Below are 18,466 nucleotides of genomic sequence, written 5' to 3'. Positions count from 1 at the left end.
GCCGCCGAGCGAAACCAGGCCGATGAACAGATCAGTGGCCGACCACGTCGGAGTCCACGGCGGCGGCCTCGCCCTTGTCCAGGGCGCTGATCGCCGCCACCTCCTCGGCGGTGAGGGAGAAGTCGAACACGTCGATGTTCGCCCTGACCCGCTCGGGGGTCGCGGACTTCGGCACCGTGATCAGGCCGAGGTCCAGGTGCCAGCGGAGCACGATCTGGGCCGGCGTCTTGCCGTACCGCTCGGCCAGGCCGGTGACGACCTTCTCCGACAGCGGCCCGGTGCCGCTGCCGCCCAGCGGGCTCCACGACTGCGTGGCGATGCCGTGGGCGGCGTGGTAGGCGCGGGCGGCGTCCCGGGTGAGGTCCGGATTGAGCTGGATCTGGTTGACGTCGGGCACCACGCCGGTCTCGGCCACGATGCGGTCGATGTGCGCGGGCTTGAAGTTGGAGACGCCGATGGCGCGCACCCGGCCGTCCTGGAGCAGCTTGACCAGGCCCTTCCACGCCTCGACGAACCGGTCCTGCCGGGGCAGCGGCCAGTGGATCAGGTAGAGGTCGACGTAGTCCACGCCCAGCCGATCGGCGCTCGCCTGGAACGCCTCCTGCGCCGCCTGGTAGCCGTGCCACTCCCCGTTCAGCTTGGTGGTGACGAACAGCTCCTCGCGCGGCACTCCGGAGGCGCGCAGGCCCCGCCCCACCCCCACTTCGTTGCCGTAGGCGTAGGCGGTGTCGAACAGCCGGTAGCCGGCCTGGACGGCGTCGGCCACGACGACCTCGGCCTCGCCGTCGGTCATCGGGTAGGTGCCCAGCCCGATCGCGGGGATCGAGGCGCCGTTGACCAGCTTGACGGTGGGTGCGGCGGGTGCGGCGGGTACTGCCATGTGCGGGACTCCTCGGCGGCGCGTGCGCGCGTAGCGGGCCGGCTGATCGGCCGATCAGCGGTGCACCTGTCCAATCCCCCGAAGGCCGGGTGTATTCCACGGGACGACCGTCCTCCGGCCCGGCGCGCCTTCCCACTAAGAGATGTCCTCCTCGCGGGCCGTCACAAACGCGAAGGCCGTCTGGTCCTCACACTGGACAGTCCCTGTCGCAGACGGAGGAACACATGAGCGCTGAGCACGCACACCTGCCCCCAGGGGTCGAGGTGATCGCGACCCTGCCAGAGGCGGCGGCCCGGATCCCGGCCGGCGCCGAGGCCAGGACCGTCCGGGTCACCCTGCCGCCCGGTGACCCCGGCGCGCCGCCGCACCGGCATCCCGGGCCGCTGTTCGGCTACGTGACCCAGGGCGAGATCCTCTTCGAGCTGGAGGGGCAGCCGCCCCGGGTGCTCAGGGCCGGTGACGCGCTGTTCGAGCCGGGGGGCGACGTGATCCACCTCCAGGGCGCCAACAACCTCGCCGACGCGCAGTCGCAGCTGGTGGTGACCATGTTCGCGCCGCCCGGCACCCCGATCCTGACCCTGGTCGGCGCGGAGGAGCTGGCCGAACGACGACACCTGCGCGTGACCGGGCCATCATGACGACCGGCTGACAGGACGGCCGCCCCGGTTCGCTCCCGGGCGGCCTCCGGCCCGAGTGAGCCGATTCACTTCCGGGCGGTTCCCGGTCCGGCGGGCGGGTACCTGAAGCGGACGTCCCATCCCTTCGAGCGGAAAGGACCGCCCATGGCCGACCGGCAGCGCGTCGTCATCGCCGGCGCGGGGTTCGCGGGTTTCACCGCCGCACGCCGCCTCTCCCGCCTCGCCAAAGGCGCGATCGAGATCGTCCTGGTCAACCCCACCGACTACTTCCTCTACCTCCCCCTGCTGCCGGAGGTGGCGGCCGGCGTCCTGGACCCCCGCAAGGTGGCCATCCCCCTGTCGGGCAACCTGCCCGGCGTCCGGCACCTGCTGGCCGCCGTGGACCGGGTGGACGCCGACGCCCGCCGCGTCGAGTGCACCGACGCCGAGGGCAACCGGCGCGAGCTGCGCTACGACCGGCTGCTCCTGGCGGTCGGCAGCGTGAACAAGCTGCTGCCCATCCCCGGGGTGGCCGAGCACGCCCACGGCTTCCGCAGCATCGCCGAGGCGCTGTACCTGCGCGACCACCTGATCCGCCAAATCGAGCTGGCCGACGCGAGCGACGACCCCAAGGAGCGCGAGGCGCGCTGCACGTTCGTCGTGGTGGGCGCCGGCTACACCGGCACCGAGGTCGCGGCGCAGGGCCAGTTGCTCACCCGGGACGCCAAGCGCCGCCGGCCGGGGCTGCGCGACCAGCCCGACCGCTGGCTGCTGGTCGACAAGGCCCCCCGCATCCTCCCCGAGCTCGACGAGCGCCTGTCGCGCACGGCGCACCGCACTCTCGTCGGGCGCGGCCTCGACATCCGGCCCGGCATCACCGTGTCGGAGGCCACCGCCGACGGGGTCAAGCTGTCCGACGGTGAGTTCGTGCCCACCCGTTCGCTCATCTGGTGCGTCGGCGTCCGCCCCGACCCGCTGGTCGAGTCGCTCGGCCTGCCGACCGAGCGCGGCCGGCTGCTCGTGGACGAGTATCTGTCGGTCCCGGGGCGTCCGGAGATCTTCGCCTGCGGCGACGCGGCGGCGGTGCCCGACCTCACCCGTCCGGGCGAGTACACGGCGATGACCGCCCAGCACGCCACCCGCCAGGGGACGCGCGCCGCCGACAACATCGCCGCCTCCTACGGCCGCAAGGAGCGCCGTCCCTACCGGCACGGCGACCTGGGGTTCGTGGTGGACCTGGGCGGGGCCAAGGCGGCCGCCAATCCGCTCGGCGTGCCGCTGTCCGGCCTGGCCGCCAAGGCGGTGACGCGGGGATACCACCTGCTGGCCGTGCCCGGCGGGCGCACCCGCATCGCCGGGAACTGGCTGCTGGACGCGGTGCTGCCCCGGCAGACCGTCCAGCTCGACCTGGTGCGCGGCTCGGCGGTCCCGCTCGACTCGACCACCCCCGAGCGCCCGCACGCCCAGGACGGCTGACCGCGCCCGCCGGGCACCGCCCCACCTGGGCGGTGTTTGGCGCGGGCGGTGGTGGTAGAGAGGCGGGATGCCCGATGACGATCTACGTCCCGGCGTCCTGGTGGGCACGGCCTCGTGGACCGACCGGAGCCTGCTCACCTCCGGCTGGTACCCCAAGGACGCCACCACCCCCGCGGCGCGGCTGGCCTACTACGCCTCACGGTTCCCGCTGGTCGAGGTGGACGCCACCTACTACAACCCCCCGTCCCTGCGCACCGCCGAGGCCTGGCGCGACCGCACCCCGCCCGGCTTCACCTTCGACGTCAAGGCCTTCTCCCTGCTGACCGGCCACCCGACCCGGACGCGGTCGCTGTACAAGGACCTGCGCGAACGGCTCGGCACCGCCAAGGACACCGTCTACCTGCGCGACGTGGGCCCCGACATCGCCGAGGAGGTCTGGGGCCGCTTCCTCGGCGCGCTGACGCCGCTGCACGAGGCCGGCAAGCTCGGGGCCATCCTGCTGCAGTTCCCGCCGTGGCTGGTCCCCGGCGAGCGCGGCCTGCGCTACGTGCTGCACTGCGTGGAACGCTGCCGGCCCATGCGCGCCAGCGTGGAGTTCCGCAACGCCGGCTGGATGGCTCCCGAGCGCCGTGACGAGACCATCGGCTTCCTGGCCGAGCACGGCATCCCCTACGTGGCGGTCGACATGCCGCAGGGGCACCCCTCCTCGGTCCCGCCCGTGCTCACGGCGACCGCCGACCTGGCCGTCGTCCGCTTCCACGGCCACTCCGACAAGTGGACCAGCAAGGTCATCGAGGAGCGGTTCGGCTACCTGTACTCGGAGCAGGAGCTGGAGAAGTGGGCCGTCGACATCGCCGGCCTGGCCTCCCGCGCCCGCACCGTCCACGTGCTGATGAACAACTGCTGCGCCGACAACGCCCAGCGCAACGCCGCCCACCTGGCGTCTCTGCTCGCCGCCGGGGCGCCCGCCACAGGATGATCCGGCCCCGGGCCGCGGTTGCTCTTGACGGTGGAGCGACGGGGACCATACATTCCCCGGCAACTGAGGCAGGTGGGGAAATATGGCCGGCACGCAGGACGAACCCATAGATCAGCCGTACGGCCGCGCGGGCGGCGGCGGGCTCAAGGTGGAGGTCCACGGGCTCGACGTCATCGGTGACGCCGAGCGCAAGGGACGCCCCCGGCAGCTGTTCTGGCCCTGGTTCGGGGCCAACGTGTCCATCCTCGGGCTCAGCTACGGCTCCTTCGCGCTGGGCTTCGGCGTCTCCTTCTGGCAGGCGGTCGCGGCCGGGCTGGCCGGCATCCTGTTCTCGTTCCTGCTGTGCGGGTTCGTGGCGCTGGCGGGCAAGCGCGGCTCGGCGCCCACGATGGTGCTGAGCAGGGCCGCCTTCGGCGTGCGGGGCAACCGGCTGCCCTCGGCGATCTCGTGGCTGCTGACCGTCGGCTGGGAGACCGTGCTCACCGCCCTGGCGACCCTGGCCACCGCGACGGTGTTCGACCGGCTCGGCTGGGGAGGCGGCACCCCGACCAAGCTCGCCGCGCTCGTCGTGGTGACCCTGCTGATCATCGCGGGCGGCGTCATGGGCTTCGACGTGATCATGCGCATGCAGACGGTCATCACCGTGGTCACCGGCGCGCTGACCGTGGTCTACATCTTCCTGGTCGCCGGCCACATCCACTGGGACGCGGTCGCCGCCATCCCCGCCGGGCCCCCGCAGGCGTTCATCGGGGCGCTGGTCTTCATGATGACCGGCTTCGGGCTCGGCTGGGTCAACGCGGCGGCCGACTACTCCCGCTACCTGCCCCGCCGGTCCTCCGGCGCGGGCGTGGTGGGCTGGACGACCTTCGGGGCGTCGCTGGCCCCGGTGGTGTTGCTGATCTTCGGCCTGCTGCTGGCCGGGTCGTCCAAGGGGCTCAACGAGGCGATCGCCGCCGACCCGATCGGCGCGCTGACGACCGTGCTGCCCACCTGGTTCCTCATCCCCTTCGCCGCGGTGGCCGTCCTCGGCCTGGTCGGCGGCGCGGTGCTGGACATCTACTCCTCGGGGCTCGCGCTGCTGGCCGCCGGCCTGCGCGCGCCGCGCTACGTCGCCGCCCTGATCGACGGCTTGCTGATGATCGCGGGCACCGTGTACATCGTGTTCTTCGGCGGCACGTTCCTCGGGCAGTTCATCGGGTTCCTGACGACGCTCGGCGTGCCGATCGCCGCCTGGTGCGGGGTCATGCTGGCCGACGTGGCGCTGCGCCGCCGCGACTACGACGAGGCCGACCTGTACCGCCCGGCGGGCCGCTACGGGGACGTGCCCCTGACGCCGGTGGCGGTGGTCGTCGTCGCCACGGCCATCGGGTGGGGCCTGGTCACCAACACCTCGGCGAGCTGGCTCGGCTGGCAGGGCTACCTGCTCGGCCCGCTCGGGCTCGGCGGGACCTCCGGCTCCTGGGCCTTCGCCAACCTCGGCGTGCTGGTGGCGCTGGTGCTCGGTTTCGCGGCGACGCTGCTCGCCCGCCGCGTCCACGTCCGCGCGCAGGAGGACCTGCCGTCCACCGGCCCGGACGCCGAGCCCGCCGGCGCCCGCCCCTGAACGGCTCCCGACGCCGGGGCGGCCGGCCCGTCCCCCGCGGGCGAGCCGGGCGTCAGACGTCCACGATGCCGCCGGTGCGCCAGTACACGTTGTTCTCCCTGCCGAGCAGGCCCTCGTCGATGAGGTAGCGCCGCAGGGCGGCGTAGTCGTCGTGGAAGGCGCGCAGCACCACGTTCACGTCCTTCTCGGCGTAGCGGACGCCGGGCTCGAACGCGCGGGCGATGTAGTTGAGCACCGCCAGGCGCTTCTCGCGCCGCGTCGGGATCGCCCGCAGGCGCCCCTCGACCAGGAAGGTGCGCACGACGCGCTCCTCGGCCGAGACCGGCGCGGCGGGCGGCCTGGCGCCGGCGTGCAGCAGTTCACGGAACCGCTCGCGCCGCACCCGCCAGCCCGCGCCCTCGCGCACGGCCAGCCCGCCGCGCTCCAGCCGCTCCAGCGCCCGGCGCGCGACGTCCGGGGCGAGGCCGCAGCCGTCCGCCGACCCGTGCAGGACCAGGGCGGACAGCACGCGCAGGGTGTCCTCCTGGTACAGCAGGCCGAGGACGCGCCTGACCGCTTCGTCGATTTCGCCGGTCCCGCCGGTTCCGCCCGTCGCCCCGATGCCCTCGATGTCGTGCTCGCTCATGGTCTCCAGCCGATCGACGCCGCGCGGGCCTGGTCCCTTCGCCCTGGTACGGCCCGCCAGGTCGATCCTCGCACTGGTCGAGGACTCGATCGGTCACACGGCCCGGTCGTACTGGTGCGGCCAGCGCGGTCCGGCGCCGAGCTCGCGGGCGGCGCGGTTCGGCCAGTACGGGTCGCGCAGCAGCTCGCGGCCGAGCAGGACGGCGTCGGCCTGTCCCGAGGCGACGATCTCCTCGGCCTGCCGCGGCTCGGTGATCAGGCCGACCGCGGCGGCGGGGAGGTCGGTCTCGGCCTTCACCCGGGCGGCGAGCGGCACCTGGTAGCCGGGGCCGAGCGGGATACGGGCGTCCGCCGCGTTGCCGCCGGAGGAGGTGTCCAGCAGGTCGACGCCGTGGGCCAGCAGCTCCTTGGCCAGCAGCACGGTGTCTTCGGCGGTCCAGCCCTGGCGAGGGTCCTCGGCGTTCTCGGTGAGCCAGTCGGTCGCCGAGACGCGGAACAGGACGGGCAGGTCGTCGGGCCAGACGGCGCGCACGGCGTCGACGACCTCCAGGGCGAGGCGGACGCGGTTGCCGTGGGAGCCGCCGTAGGCGTCGGTGCGGTGGTTGCTGTGCGGCGAGAGGAACTCGTTGATCAGGTATCCGTGGGCGCCGTGCACCTCGACCACTTGGAACCCGGCGGCGAGCGCCCGGCGCGCGGCCTGCGCGAAGGCCTCGACGACGCGCCCGATCTCCGCGACGCTCAGCTCGGCGGGCTCCGGGTGCCCGCCGGCGAACGGGATCGGGCTGGGCGCGACCGGCCGCCAGCCCCCGTCCTGCGGCCCGACAGGGCGGCCCCCGCGCCAGGGCCGGTCAGTGGACGCCTTGCGTCCCGCGTGGGCGAGCTGGATGCCGGGCACGGCGCCGTGCTCGCGCAGGAAGCTCGTGATGCGGGTGAACTCGTGCTGCTGGCGGTCGTTCCACAGGCCGAGGTCGTAGGGGCTGATGCGGCCCTCCGGCGTCACGGCGGTGGCCTCGGTGATGATCAGACCCGTCCCGCCGACGGCCCTGGCCGCCTGGTGGGCGAGGTGCCAGTCGGTGGGCGCCCCCTGGCCGGGGCCGTCGGAGGCCGCGCTGTACTGGCACATCGGGGACATCCAGACCCGGTTGGGGATGGTGAGGTTCCGCAGGGTCAGCGGCTCGAACAACGCGCTCACGTCTTCGCTCCTTGAGGTCAGGGCCGGAGTTCCGTCCCGTGTGCCGGGCGGCAGCTTGTACGATACATGGCGTACTACGGTAAATGTCAAACTACGGCGACCGTCGTACAATGGGTCACTGATCGAGGGAGGGAACACCGTGACGTCGACGTCCGCCAGAGAGCTGGAGCATCCTCAGTGCGGGGAGATCCGGCTGGAGGCGGTGCTGCACGCGCTCTCCGACCCCATGCGCCTGCAGATCGTGCGCTACCTGGCCACGCTCGGCCGCGACGGCGAGGCGCCGTGCTCGGCCATCGACCTGGTGGTCACCAAGTCCACCTCCACCCACCACTTCCGCGTCCTGCGCGAGGCCGGGGTGATCTGTCAGATCTACCGGGGCACGGCGAAGATGAACCGGCTCCGCCGCGAGGACCTCGACGGGCTGTTCCCCGGCCTGCTCGGCACCATCCTCGACGCCGACGCCGCCCAGTGCCGCCGCCTCGGCGACGGCCACTGACGGAACCGGCACGCGCGAGGGTGCGCGCGACGGCCCGGCCGCACGGGCGGCGGCGCGGACGTGGACGCCGCCACGGGCGCGGCGCCGGCGGTGACGAGCGGCCGACCTGGAGATGAATTCTCGGCCGTCCCGCCCGCCGGAGGATTAGACGCCGCCCGTGGCGTCATATCAGCCCCATGGATGCGAACACGGTGCTCCTGGCACTCGTCGTCGTCACGGCCCTGTCCTTCGACTTCACCAACGGCTTCCACGACACCGCCAACGCCATGGCGACCTCCATCGCCACCGGGGCGCTGCGCCCCAAGGTCGCGGTCGCCCTGTCCGCGGCGCTCAACTTCGCGGGCGCGTTCCTGTCCCTCCAGGTCGCGGCCACCATCGCGACCGGCATCGTGGACAGCGGCGCCATCACCCTCACCGTCGTGTTCGCCGGGCTGGTCGGCGGCCTGGCCTGGAACCTGGTGACGTGGTACTTCGGCATCCCGTCGAGCTCGTCGCACGCGCTGATCGGCGGCGTGGTCGGGGCCACGCTCATCGCGGCCGGCGCCTCGGCGGTCAAGGGCGCGGCGGTGGTGTCCAAGGTGCTGGTCCCCGCGCTGCTGGCCCCGGTCGCGGCGATCCTGGTCGCCACCCTCGGCACCTACCTGGTCTACACCCTGACCAGGAACGTCCCCGACGGCACCCGGTCCCGCGGGTTCCGGTACGGGCAGATCGGGTCGGCCTCACTGGTGTCGCTCGCGCACGGCACCAACGACGCCCAGAAGACCATGGGCATCATCACGCTGGCGCTGATCGCCGGGGGCGTGGTCTCCAAGGAGGCCGGTCCCCCGCTGTGGGTGATCGTCTGCAGCGCGAGCGCGATCGCCCTGGGCACCTACCTGGGCGGGTGGCGGGTCATCCGCACCCTGGGCAAGGGCCTGACCGAGATCGAGACCCCGCAGGGCTTCGCCGCCGAGACCTCCTCGGCCGCGGTGATCTTCGCCTCGTCCCACTTCGGCTTCCCGCTGTCGACCACGCACGTCTGCACCGGCTCGGTGATCGGGTCGGGCCTCGGCAAGCGCCTGTCGGAGGTGCGCTGGGGGGTGGCGGCCAGGATGCTGCTGGCATGGCTGGTCACGCTGCCCGCGGCGGCGGCCGTGGGCGCGCTCGCCTGGGCCGGCGCCACCCGCATCGGCGGCACGCTCGGGGTGGCCGCCGTCCTGGCCGTCGCCCTGGTGCTGTCCGGGGCGCTGTACCTGGCCTCGCGCCGCACCGCGGTGCACGCCGGCAACGTCAACGCCGACTGGACCGGGCGGCTCGCCCCCGCCCCGGCGATAGAGGGAAGGGCCGCGTGAACGACTACATCGACCTGGACGCCCTCTGGAAGGTCATGGTCGCCTCGCTGGCCGTGGGGGCCGGCCTGGCCGCGGTCTTCTCCCTGGCCCTGGCCGGGCTGTCCACCGGCCGCCCCGCGGGCCGCGCCGCCGCGGGCCTGTGCCTGCTCGTCGTCGCCGCCGCCATCGCCCTCGGCCTGTACGTGATGCTCGCCGCGTAGCCCCTTCCGGCTCGCCCCTGGAACCCCCGCGCGGGCGGGGCGCAAGAGGGGCGAGCCGAACTTGTGATGAAACCGTCCTTGCTAATCACGCCTGTCGTGGGCAATTATTTTCATCCGATCACTCATCGGTGAAAGGAACGCCCGTGACCGGAGGTGCGCTGGGCCGGATCCAGACGGAACTGCCTGGACTGCCCGAGGCCCTCAGGCGTGTCGGTGAGGCGATCATGGAGGATCCTGCCCTGGCGGCGCGCTCGACGATCACCGCGCTGGCCGGCCGCAGCGGCAGCTCCCCGGCGACCGTGACCCGGTTCTGCCGCCTGTTCGGCTTCGCCGGGTACGCCGGGCTGCGGGTGGCGCTCGCGACCGAGACCGGCCGCGCCGCCCAGGCGCACTGGGGCGCGGGGGTCGGCCGGGAGATCGGCCCCGCCGACGCCCTGGAGTCGGTGGTGGAGGTGGTGGCCGCGGCCGACACCCGCCTCATCCAGGAGACCGCGGCCCAGCTCGACCTGGCCGTGGTCGGCAAGGTCGCCGACGCCGTGCTGGCCGCCGGCCGGGTGCTGCTGTTCGGCGTGTCGGCCAGCGGCGCCGTGGCCGGCATGCTGGAGGGCCGCCTGCGCCGCATCCGGGTGCCCTGCTGGAGCTTCACCGACCCGCACGACGCGCTCGCCGACGCGGCGCTGCTCGGCCGGGGCGACGTCGCCATCGGCATCTCCCACCGGGGCCGCACCCGCGAGGTGCTGGAGGCCCTCGCCGAGGCCGCCAAGCACGGCGCGACCACCGTCGCGGTGACCTCCTTCGCCCGCTCGCCGCTGGCCGAGGCCGCCGACCTGGTGCTGACCACCGCCAGCCGGGCGACGACGTTCCGCCCCGGCGGCCTGGCCGCCGTCCACTCGCAGCTGCTCGTCCTCGACGTGGTGTACGTCGCGGTCGCCCAGCGCACCTTCGAACGCGCCGACCAGGCGTTCGAGCTGACGATCAGGGCCGTCGAAGGCCACCGCGTGGAGAGGAGCTGAGAGAATTGGACATCAGTGCCGCCGCCTACGTCCAGAAGGTCGAGACGCTGGTGCGCGAGGTCGCCGCCGGCCAAGAGCGGGCCGTGCGCGACGCCGCGACGCTGCTGTGCGCCTGCCTGCGCGGCGACGGGGTGATCCAGGCGTTCGGCTCGGGCCACTCCGAGGCGATCGCGATGGAGATCGCCGGGCGGGCCGGCGGGCTCGTGCCCACCAACCGGCTGGCCCTGCGCGACCTGGTGCTGTACGGCGGGGAGCCGCCCGGCCTGCTCGGCTCGCCGGAGCTCGAACGCGATCCCTCGATCGCCCGGCGCATCTACGAGCTGGCGCCGGTGCGGCCGCAGGACGCCTTCGTCATGATCTCCAGCTCGGGGGTGAACGGCTCGGTGGTGGAACTGGCCTCGATCGTCAAGGAGCGCGGGCACAAGCTCGTCGCCCTGACCTCGGTGCGGCACAGCTCCGAGATGAAGTCCCGCCACCCCACCGGGCTCAAACTGCTCGACCTCGCCGACGTGGTGCTGGACAACGGCGCCCCGTACGGAGACGCCGTCATCCCGCTCCCGGGCGGCGGCACCTTCGGAGCGGTGTCGACGATCACCTCGGCCCTGCTCGCGCAGATGGTCGTCGCCGAGGTGGTCAGGGAACTGCTGGAGGCCGGCGAGGCGCCGCCGATCTACCGCTCGGCCAACGTCCTCGGCGGCGACGAGCACAACCGGGCACTGGAAGCCCGCTACGCCGGACGCATCCGCCGCGGCGGATGACCGCGCCCGGGCCGCGCGGTCCGCGCGGTCCGCGCAGCCCAGGCGACCTTCCACCCGCACACGACCCGACCAGGTTCGACCAGAGAACCGCCCGGCGTGCCGGGGCCCGCCTCACGGGCCCCGGGACGGCGGTCCGGGACTCCCGCCCCCCAGGAGGACTGATGGCGCAAAACCCTGTCACCCGGCGCGAGCTGCTGCGCAGCGCCGCCCTCGCGGGACTGCTGATCCCGGCCGCCGGCACGCTGTCGGCGTGCGCGACCCCGGCGGGCGGCGGCGGCCCCTCCGGCCCGGCGCCCCAGGCCACCGGGCCCACCAGCGCGGCCAACCCGCTCGGACTCGCCGAGGACAAACCCTTCGAGGTGGTGATCTTCGACGGCGGGTACGGCGACGCCTACGCCAGGACCATCCACGAGCCGCTGTTCAAGACCAAGCACCCCAAGGTCGAGATCAAGCACACCGCGACCAAGGAGATCGCCAAGACCCTGCAGCCGAGGTTCGCCGGCGGCAACCCGCCGGAGTTCGTCAACAACTCCGGCGACAACTCGATGGACTTCGGCGCCCTGGCCCAGGACGGGCAGTTGCAGGACCTCTCCCCCCTGCTCGACGCCCCGAGCTGGGACGATCCGAACGTCAAGGTGCGCGACACCATTCTGCCCTCGGCCATCGAGCTCGGCACCTACGACGGCAAGTACTGCGTGCTCGAGTACGCCAACACGGTGTGGGGCATCTGGTACTCCAAGAAGCTGTTCGACGACAACGGCTGGCAGGTGCCCAAGACCTGGGAGGAGTTCACCGCGCTCTGCGAGCAGATCAAGAAGTCCGGCAAGTGCGCGCCGTTCACCTACGCCGGCAAGCACCCGTTCTACATCTACGAGACCATCCTCACCCTCGCCGCCAAGATCGGCGGCGTCGAGGTGCTGAAGAACATCGACAACCTGGCCGACGGGGCGTGGAAGGCCGAGCCGGTCGCCAAGGCCGCGGGCGCCTTCGCCGAGATCGGCGCCAAGTACCTGCTGCAGGGCACCGAGGGCCTGGACCACATCCAGACCCAGACCGCGCACAACAAGTACCAGGTGGCCATGCTGCCCTGCGGGTCGTGGCTGGAGAACGAGCAGAAGGACTCCACGCCGGCGGACTTCCACTACGCGATGTTCCCGCTCCCGTCCTTCTCCGGCTCCGACGCCCTGCCCTACGGCACGGTACACTCCCGGCCGGGCGAGGAGTACTTCGTGGCCGCCAGGTCGGCCAACCCCCGCGCGGGCATGGAGTACATGCGTGCCATGCTGTCCAAAGAGGGGGCCGGCAGGTTCAGCGAGCTGCTCAGCACGCTGACCGTGGTGAAGGGCGCCTCACAGGGCCGCAAGCTGACGCCGGGTCTGGAAGCCGCGGCGACGGCGCTGCAGAACGCCGGCGCCAACACCACCTACTTCCGCTTCCGCCAGTGGTACCAGCCGCTGCACGACGAGGTGGCCGCCGCCACCGGCCAGCTCATGGCGGGCCGGCTGAAGGTCGGCGAGTGGGCCGACCGGTGCCAGAAGAAGGCCGACGAGATCAAGGGCGACTCCTCGGTGAAGAAGTTCACCCGCTGAGATCATGGGCGGGAGGGGCCGCGGCCCCTCCCCCGTCCCGCGCGTCCGCCGGGCACGCCAGGCCGCCCCGCGGGCGGGGCCGCCGCCCGCCGTCATCGACAGAAAGCAGATGTCCCATGTCCAGCTCGGCCTCCAACCGGCGCCCGGACGGTTCGCCGTGATCCGCAGGGCCGGCCTCCTCCGGGCGCGGTTCATCGCGGGCTTCCTGGTGCTCCCGGTGGCGCTGTACGTGACCTACGTGATCGCGCCCTACGCGCAGGCGTTCTACATCGCGATGACCGACTGGCGCGGGGTGAGCGCCAGCCCAAGGTTCATCGGGCTGGAGAACTTCCGCCGGCTGTTCGCCGACTCGGTGTTCTGGACCGCCGTCGGCCACAACGCGCTGCTGCTGGTGCTGCTGCCGCTGCTGACCATCGTCATCGCCCTGTTCTTCGCCTTCCTGCTCAACGCGGGCGGGGAGTCCGGCGGCGGGCACGGCGGGGTGTTCGGCGCCCGCTTCTACCGCGTGGTGTTCTTCTTTCCCCAGGTGCTGGCGGTCGCGATCGTCGCGGTGCTGTTCCAGCAGGTGTTCCGGCCGGACAGGAGCGGCATGCTGAACGCCCCCCTGATGGCGCTCGGGCTGGACCCGGTCGGCTTCCTGTCCAACCCGGACGTGGCGTTCTGGTCGATACTCGGCGTGCTGGTCTGGCAGGCGGTCGGGTTCTACGTGGTGCTGTTCTCCGCGGGCATGGCCTCCATCCCCCGTGAGATGTACGAGGCCGCGCGCATCGACGGCGCCGGCCGCGCCCAGCTGTTCTTCCAGGTCACCTTGCCGCTGCTGTGGGACACCGTCCAGGTGGGGCTGGTCTACCTCGGCATCGCCGCGCTGGACGTCTTCGCCATCGTGTGGGTGATGACCGCCGAGCACGGCGGCCCCGACCACTCCACGACCGTGATGGCCGCCGAGATCTACCGCAACGCCTTCCAGTACTTCAGGTTCGGCTACGCCTCGGCCCTGGGCGTGGTGCTGTTCTTCTTCACGGTCGCCTTCGCGGCACTGACCCTGCGCCTGTCGCGACGCGAGCGCATCGAGTTCTAGAGGGAGGCCTGGCGACATGGTTTCGCAGGCAGGCAAGGTGACGCTCGGCCGGAGCGCGTCGCGGGAGCGGCGCAGGGCCCGCCTCGGGCCGCTGTCAGGGCTGTCCCACCTGGCGCTGATCGTGTGGACGGTCCTGGTGGCGGTGCCGATCCTGTGGACGTTCCTGGCCTCGGTCAAGAGCGAGGACGAGATCTTCGGCAGCGCGTGGTCGCTGCCCGCGGCGCTGCGCTGGGACAACTGGGCCCGCGCGTGGGACACCGCCCACATCGGCCGTTACATGATCAACAGCGTCATCGTCGTCGGGTTCGGCACGTTCGGCACCATGCTGCTGGGGTCGATGGCGGCCTACGTGCTGGCGCGCTACCGGTTCCGCGGCAACCGGGCGATCTACCTGCTGTTCGTCTCGGGGCTGGCCTTCCCCGTCTACCTGGCTCTGACCCCGCTGTTCTTCGTGGTGCAGAACATGGGCGCCGTGCCGGTGATCGGCCGGTTCATCGGCCTGGACACCCACGGCGGGCTGGTGCTGGTGTACATCGCCTACTCGCTGCCCTTCACCGTCTTCTTCCTGTCGGCGTTCTTCCGCACGCTGCCCGAGGCGGTCGCCGAGGCGGCGTTCGTGGACGGCGCCTCCCACAGCAGGGTGTTCTTCCAGATCATGCTGCCCATGGCCCGGCCGGGCATCGTCAGCATCACGATCTTCAACGTCCTCGGGCAGTGGAACCAGTACCAGATCCCCCTGGTGCTGCTCAGCGGCCAGGCCAAGGACAAGTGGGTGCTCACTCAGGGCATCGCCGACATCTCCACCTCGGCGGGGTACGACGCCGACTGGTCGGCGCTGTTCGCCGCGCTCAGCATGGCGATCCTGCCGATGTTGATCGTCTACACGGTCTTCCAGCGCCAGATCCAGGCCGGCCTCACCGCGGGCGCGCTGAAATGACCTCGCCCCGCGGGTGCGGCCGCACCCGCGGCCGGCCCCGGCACGACGCGACGGCCGGGCCCGGCCCGGCCGTCCGGGCACGGCGCTAACCGGTGCGCACGAACCTGTCGCGGCTCCTGGCGAGGCTGGCCCGGCGCTCGTCGGGGTCGGTCCCTCCCCAGATGCCGTGTTCCTGGCCGGTCCGCACCGCGTAGTCCAGGCACGCGTTCCGCACCGGGCAGCGGCGGCACACGGCCTTCGCCCGTTCGTGCTGGGCGTAACCGGGACCCTTCGCCGAGATCGGGAAGAACAGCTCGGGGTCCTCACCGCGGCAGGCGGCACGGCGCAGCCACGAAACGGCCGGTATGAGGGTGTCCTGGATGACCATAGCTATCCCATGAGAGTGAGTGGCGTTATGCGGTCTCTGCCGAGGGTTCGCGTGCCCGCTCTGGTGGGGTTGACACATCTTTGTGGAATTAATTTAAGGAGTCCGTTTTTCCGGATTCGGTCCGTTTACCTCGGCCGGAACCGCTGAGCCCCACTCCTCCTCGTCCTCCTCGTCGGCGTACAGGGCCTCCTGGGCGGACCCGGGGGGCACATGGCGGCGGGGGGTGAAGCCGAGCAGCTCCTCCACCAGCTCGTCGTTGCCGGCGTATCCCGCGTCGGCGTCGAACACCTGGGCGCCGTCCCACAGCGCGAGGATCGTCGAGACCGTGCGCAGCTCGCTGTCGTGCATCAGGTCGTAGTGGGCGATCATCGGGACGGTCGGGTAGGTGCACCACAGGTCGTGGCCGGTCATGAGCAGGTCCAGGCCGAAGCGCACGGTCAGGCCGAGCAGCTCGGGCTTGTAGTTGTCGTCGATGCCGGCGAACGCCTCGTCCAGCGCGATCACCCGCGGGCACGAGGCCCGCCCCGAGGAGTACAGCGCGTTGGCGGCGGCGAACAGGGGCAGGTGGATCGAGGCGGACTTCTCCCCGCCGGACATCTGCGAGTGCCTGGCCCGGGTCAGCCGCACCTCCGGCTCGCCGCGCCGGGCCATCAGCAGCTCGAAGGTGTACCAGGAGCGGTAGTCCAGCGCCGCGGCGAGCGCCTCCTTGTAGGTGGCCCGCGAGTGGCGGCCCCGGTGGTCCCTGATCATCCGCCGCAGGTGCCCGCGCAGCGTCGCCAGCCCCTGTCGTCCCAGGGCGTCGGCGTCGCGCACCAGCAGCCCCGCCACCGCGCGCTGCGCGTCGTCGATGCGGTCGGACTGCACCCAGCGGATGCCGATCGTCGTGCCCGAGGACATCGGCTTGGACCGGGTGTCGGCGTTCATGCCGCGCACCAGTTCCCTGGCTGCGGCGACGCGGGCGTGGATCTGCCGGGCCAGCCCCGCGAGCAGCTCGTCCTCGAGGACGGTGCGCTCGCGGTCCTCCAGCAGGACGCCCTGCTCGGCGGCGCGCTCGGCGACCCCGCGGGCGAAGGCCGCCACCGGAACCCGCCCGTCGGCGTCGATCACGTGGACGGTCAGCACCGCGCCGGGCTCCCAGTCGAGCCGGTAGTCCTCCTGGCACCGCTCCAGTGCCGCCTGGAAGTCGCGAAGCCCGTTGGAGACGCGATCGAGGGTGTTCTTCAGGGTGGCCTCGGTGACGGCGCGCCCTCCCCCGGTCGCCGCCTCGAAGGCATCGATGATCGTCAGGGCGTCGGGAGGCAGGGTGGCGCGGACGCTCTCCAGCGGGCCGGGCGCGGGATCTTCGAGCATGAGGTCGGCGACGGACTTGGCGGCCTGCTCGGGCCCCCGGGGGTCGTTCTCCCTCGGCCACGGGGTGGTGTCGGCGACGCCGGCGAGCGGGCGCAGGTCGGCCTGGGTGTAGGGGACCAGCTCGGCGACCTGCCCGGCCAGCGCCTCGAAGGCGCCGGTCAGCGACTCGCGGGCGTGTTCCAGCTCGGCCCCCGCCAGGACCTCGGCCTCGCGCTCCCTGGTGGCGGCGCGGTCGCGTTCGTCGCGGGCCGCGCGCGCCCGTTCGATCAGCCCTTCGGTCTCGGCGATGCGGCCGAGCACGTCGCGCAGGTCGGCGTCGAAGGTGCGCTCGAGCGTCTCCAGCCGCTCGGCCAGCACCGCATGGGCGGCCTCGCGGGCGGCGAGCGCCGCGGCGGCCTCGGCGTGCTCACCGCCCAGCCGCTCGGCCGTCCGCTCGCGCTCGGCGAGGTCTCCCTGCGCGGTGGCGGCCTTGTCGCGCTCGGCGCGCAGCCCCTCGGCCGCGCGGGTGAGGTCGTCCAGGGCCTGCGCGACGGCGTCCACCTCGCGCGGGTCGCGCGGCATCGACAGCTCGGCGGCGGCCTGGCGGAGCCTGCGGCCGGCCGCGCCGACCTCGGCGACCATCCCGTCGAGCTCCCCGCCGGCCTGCTCCAGCCGCGCGCGGGCCACGGCCAGGCGGGTGGCCCGGTCGGCGAGGCCGCGCGCCGCCGCGACGACCGGCGCGGTGCCGGGCAGCTCCTTCCTGGCACGGCCGAAGCCGGCCACGAGCGCGGCGAGGCGCTCGGACTCCTCCTCCAGGCCCGCCAGGGCGGCGGCACCCTCGGCGATGAGCCCGTCGTAGCCGGCCAGGCGGGACGCACGGCGCGCCGCGCGGGCCGTGGCCCCGATGTACTCGGCCGCCGCCTTCGGCCGGCCGCCGAGGTGCGGCCCGAGGCCGTACCGGGCGTCGGTGCTGACCACCGGGAAGGCGCCGGCCAGGTCGTCGCCGAGGGCGATCGAGCGCAGGACGGTCTCGACGACCTCAGGGGGCACCATGTCCTGGTCTTCGGCGATCAGGACGGCGGCGAGCGTGCGGCCGCCGGGGCGGCGCTCCTCGGGGAGGGCCACCAGATAGCGGCCCGACGCGCCGGCGGCCAGCTCGGCCATGGTCAGAGCGGGGTCGGGGTGGATCCACGCGGTGAGCAGCCCGGCGCCCTCCAGCGCTCCCTCGACACCGGCGGCCGCCCGCTCGTCCACCCCGTCGGCGAACCGCACCAGCCGCCACAACGGCGCCCCCGCCCGCTCCTCCCCGGCGGTCGCCGACCCATCTACGGCGGCCCGCGGCTCGTCCCCAGCGGCCCGCGGCTCGTCCCCAGCGGCCCGCGGCTCGTCCCCAGCGGCCCGTGGCTCGTCCGCAGCGATCGCCCGCCGCTCACCGGCGGTCGCCCATTCCTCCCCGGCGGTCGCCTGCCGATCTCCAGATCGGCCCCGGCCGGCGGGACGTGCCTGGCCTTCTCCGCCTTCGCCTCCGCGGCCGCCGGAGTGCCCCGCCTCGCCGGGCGGGGCGTCGTCGCGTTCGGCCGCGACGGCGTCGCGTTCGGCGCGCAGGTCGCCCAGCAGGGCGCTCACGCGGGCGTGCTCGGCCCGCACCCGCGCCCTGGCCTCGATCACCTCGGCGCGGCGCTCCTCGGTCAGCTCGCCGAACGCCTCGGGCAGCCGGGGCGCGCCCGGCTCGCCGGCCGCGGCCAGCGTCTGTTCCAGCACGGCGAGGTCCGCCGGGGTCGCCACGGCCCACCCTCCCGGCAACGCGGACGCCGCGAACGCGGCGAAGCCGCCGGGGTCAGGCGCGGCGGAGGCGGCGGAGGCGGCGGAGGCGGAGGCGGCGGGCGCGGCACCGTCAAGCGTGGCGGAGGCGGCGGGCTGGGCGGAGGCGGCGGGCTGGGCGGAGGCGGCGGGCTGGGCGGAGGCGGCGGGCTGGGCGGAGGCGGCGGGCTGGGCGG

17 protein-coding genes are annotated in these 18,466 nt (G+C 73.2%); 12 read left to right on the top strand and 5 right to left on the bottom strand.

Annotated elements, in window-relative coordinates; genetic code table 11:
- Nucleotides 1-31: 31 nt before the first annotated feature.
- Complete coding sequence (locus tag ABZU32_RS38475) at nt 32-880, bottom strand: aldo/keto reductase (protein WP_354931100.1); 849 nt, start codon at nt 878-880, stop codon at nt 32-34.
- 224 nt (nt 881-1,104) lie between these two features.
- Here ABZU32_RS38475 and ABZU32_RS38470 point away from each other — a divergent pair, with 224 nt between their 5' ends.
- The 4 genes from ABZU32_RS38470 (at nt 1,105) to ABZU32_RS38455 (ending at nt 5,555) form a co-directional block, all read left to right on the top strand.
- Nucleotides 1,105-1,518 (top strand): cupin domain-containing protein, encoded by a 414-nt coding sequence (locus ABZU32_RS38470; protein ID WP_354931097.1) that lies wholly within the window; start codon nt 1,105-1,107, stop codon nt 1,516-1,518.
- Between the two features lie 144 nt (nt 1,519-1,662).
- A complete protein-coding gene (locus ABZU32_RS38465) occupies nt 1,663-2,973 on the top strand; it encodes an NAD(P)/FAD-dependent oxidoreductase (protein WP_354931095.1) in 1,311 nt (436 codons plus the stop codon).
- A gap of 67 nt (nt 2,974-3,040) precedes the next feature.
- Nucleotides 3,041-3,952: a DUF72 domain-containing protein gene (locus tag ABZU32_RS38460; protein ID WP_354931092.1), complete on the top strand. Its 912-nt coding sequence runs from the start codon at nt 3,041-3,043 to the stop codon at nt 3,950-3,952.
- 82 nt (nt 3,953-4,034) lie between these two features.
- Nucleotides 4,035-5,555 carry a cytosine permease gene (locus ABZU32_RS38455; RefSeq protein ID WP_354931089.1) on the top strand — a complete coding sequence of 507 codons (1,521 nt, stop codon included), beginning with the start codon at nt 4,035-4,037 and terminating at the stop codon, nt 5,553-5,555.
- Between the two features lie 52 nt (nt 5,556-5,607).
- Here the strand turns inward: ABZU32_RS38455 and ABZU32_RS38450 are convergent, their stop codons facing one another.
- Together ABZU32_RS38450 and ABZU32_RS38445 are read right to left on the bottom strand one after the other, a co-directional pair.
- The gene (locus tag ABZU32_RS38450; RefSeq protein WP_354931087.1) at nt 5,608-6,180 is read right to left on the bottom strand and encodes a DUF2087 domain-containing protein; all 573 of its coding nucleotides are present in this window, start codon (nt 6,178-6,180) and stop codon (nt 5,608-5,610) included.
- A gap of 93 nt (nt 6,181-6,273) precedes the next feature.
- Nucleotides 6,274-7,371 carry an NADH:flavin oxidoreductase/NADH oxidase gene (locus tag ABZU32_RS38445; RefSeq protein ID WP_354931085.1) on the bottom strand — a complete coding sequence of 366 codons (1,098 nt, stop codon included), beginning with the start codon at nt 7,369-7,371 and terminating at the stop codon, nt 6,274-6,276.
- Between the two features lie 139 nt (nt 7,372-7,510).
- On the opposite strand from ABZU32_RS38445, the gene ABZU32_RS38440 reads away from it, so the two are divergent.
- From ABZU32_RS38440 to ABZU32_RS38405, 8 genes are all read left to right on the top strand, one after another.
- The gene (locus ABZU32_RS38440; protein ID WP_354931083.1) at nt 7,511-7,867 is read left to right on the top strand and encodes a helix-turn-helix transcriptional regulator; all 357 of its coding nucleotides are present in this window, start codon (nt 7,511-7,513) and stop codon (nt 7,865-7,867) included.
- A gap of 176 nt (nt 7,868-8,043) precedes the next feature.
- Nucleotides 8,044-9,198, top strand: a complete 1,155-nt coding sequence (locus ABZU32_RS38435; RefSeq protein WP_354931081.1) for an inorganic phosphate transporter — start codon at nt 8,044-8,046, stop codon at nt 9,196-9,198.
- Entirely contained in the window at nt 9,195-9,398 is a 204-nt protein-coding gene (locus ABZU32_RS38430) for a hypothetical protein (RefSeq protein WP_354931078.1), read from the top strand. The genes ABZU32_RS38435 and ABZU32_RS38430 overlap by 4 nt, the downstream gene beginning before the upstream one ends.
- A gap of 128 nt (nt 9,399-9,526) precedes the next feature.
- The gene (locus ABZU32_RS38425; protein WP_354931076.1) at nt 9,527-10,411 is read left to right on the top strand and encodes a MurR/RpiR family transcriptional regulator; all 885 of its coding nucleotides are present in this window, start codon (nt 9,527-9,529) and stop codon (nt 10,409-10,411) included.
- A gap of 5 nt (nt 10,412-10,416) precedes the next feature.
- Complete coding sequence (locus ABZU32_RS38420) at nt 10,417-11,169, top strand: SIS domain-containing protein (RefSeq protein WP_354835521.1); 753 nt, start codon at nt 10,417-10,419, stop codon at nt 11,167-11,169.
- A 161-nt stretch (nt 11,170-11,330) separates the two neighbouring features.
- Complete coding sequence (ngcE, locus tag ABZU32_RS38415) at nt 11,331-12,758, top strand: N-acetylglucosamine/diacetylchitobiose ABC transporter substrate-binding protein (RefSeq protein ID WP_354931073.1); 1,428 nt, start codon at nt 11,331-11,333, stop codon at nt 12,756-12,758.
- A 4-nt stretch (nt 12,759-12,762) separates the two neighbouring features.
- Entirely contained in the window at nt 12,763-13,836 is a 1,074-nt protein-coding gene (locus ABZU32_RS38410; protein WP_354931070.1) for a sugar ABC transporter permease, read from the top strand.
- 16 nt (nt 13,837-13,852) lie between these two features.
- Nucleotides 13,853-14,773, top strand: coding sequence for a carbohydrate ABC transporter permease (locus ABZU32_RS38405; RefSeq protein WP_354835527.1), 921 nt, complete (start codon nt 13,853-13,855; stop codon nt 14,771-14,773).
- Nucleotides 14,774-14,858: 85 nt separating this feature from the next.
- On the opposite strand, the gene ABZU32_RS38400 is transcribed toward ABZU32_RS38405, so the two are convergent.
- Complete coding sequence (locus ABZU32_RS38400; protein ID WP_354931067.1) at nt 14,859-15,140, bottom strand: WhiB family transcriptional regulator; 282 nt, start codon at nt 15,138-15,140, stop codon at nt 14,859-14,861.
- A gap of 93 nt (nt 15,141-15,233) precedes the next feature.
- A partial coding sequence (locus ABZU32_RS38395) for an SbcC/MukB-like Walker B domain-containing protein (RefSeq protein WP_354931064.1) occupies nt 15,234-18,466 on the bottom strand: 3,233 nt, incomplete at its 5' end.

It is taken from the genome of Sphaerisporangium sp. NPDC005288 (assembly GCF_040607475.1).
In the GTDB taxonomy this organism is placed as follows: domain Bacteria; phylum Actinomycetota; class Actinomycetes; order Streptosporangiales; family Streptosporangiaceae; genus Sphaerisporangium; species Sphaerisporangium rhizosphaerae.
The sequence above is the reverse complement of the archived record's forward strand: the minus strand, read 5'-3'. Positions and strand labels throughout refer to the sequence as shown.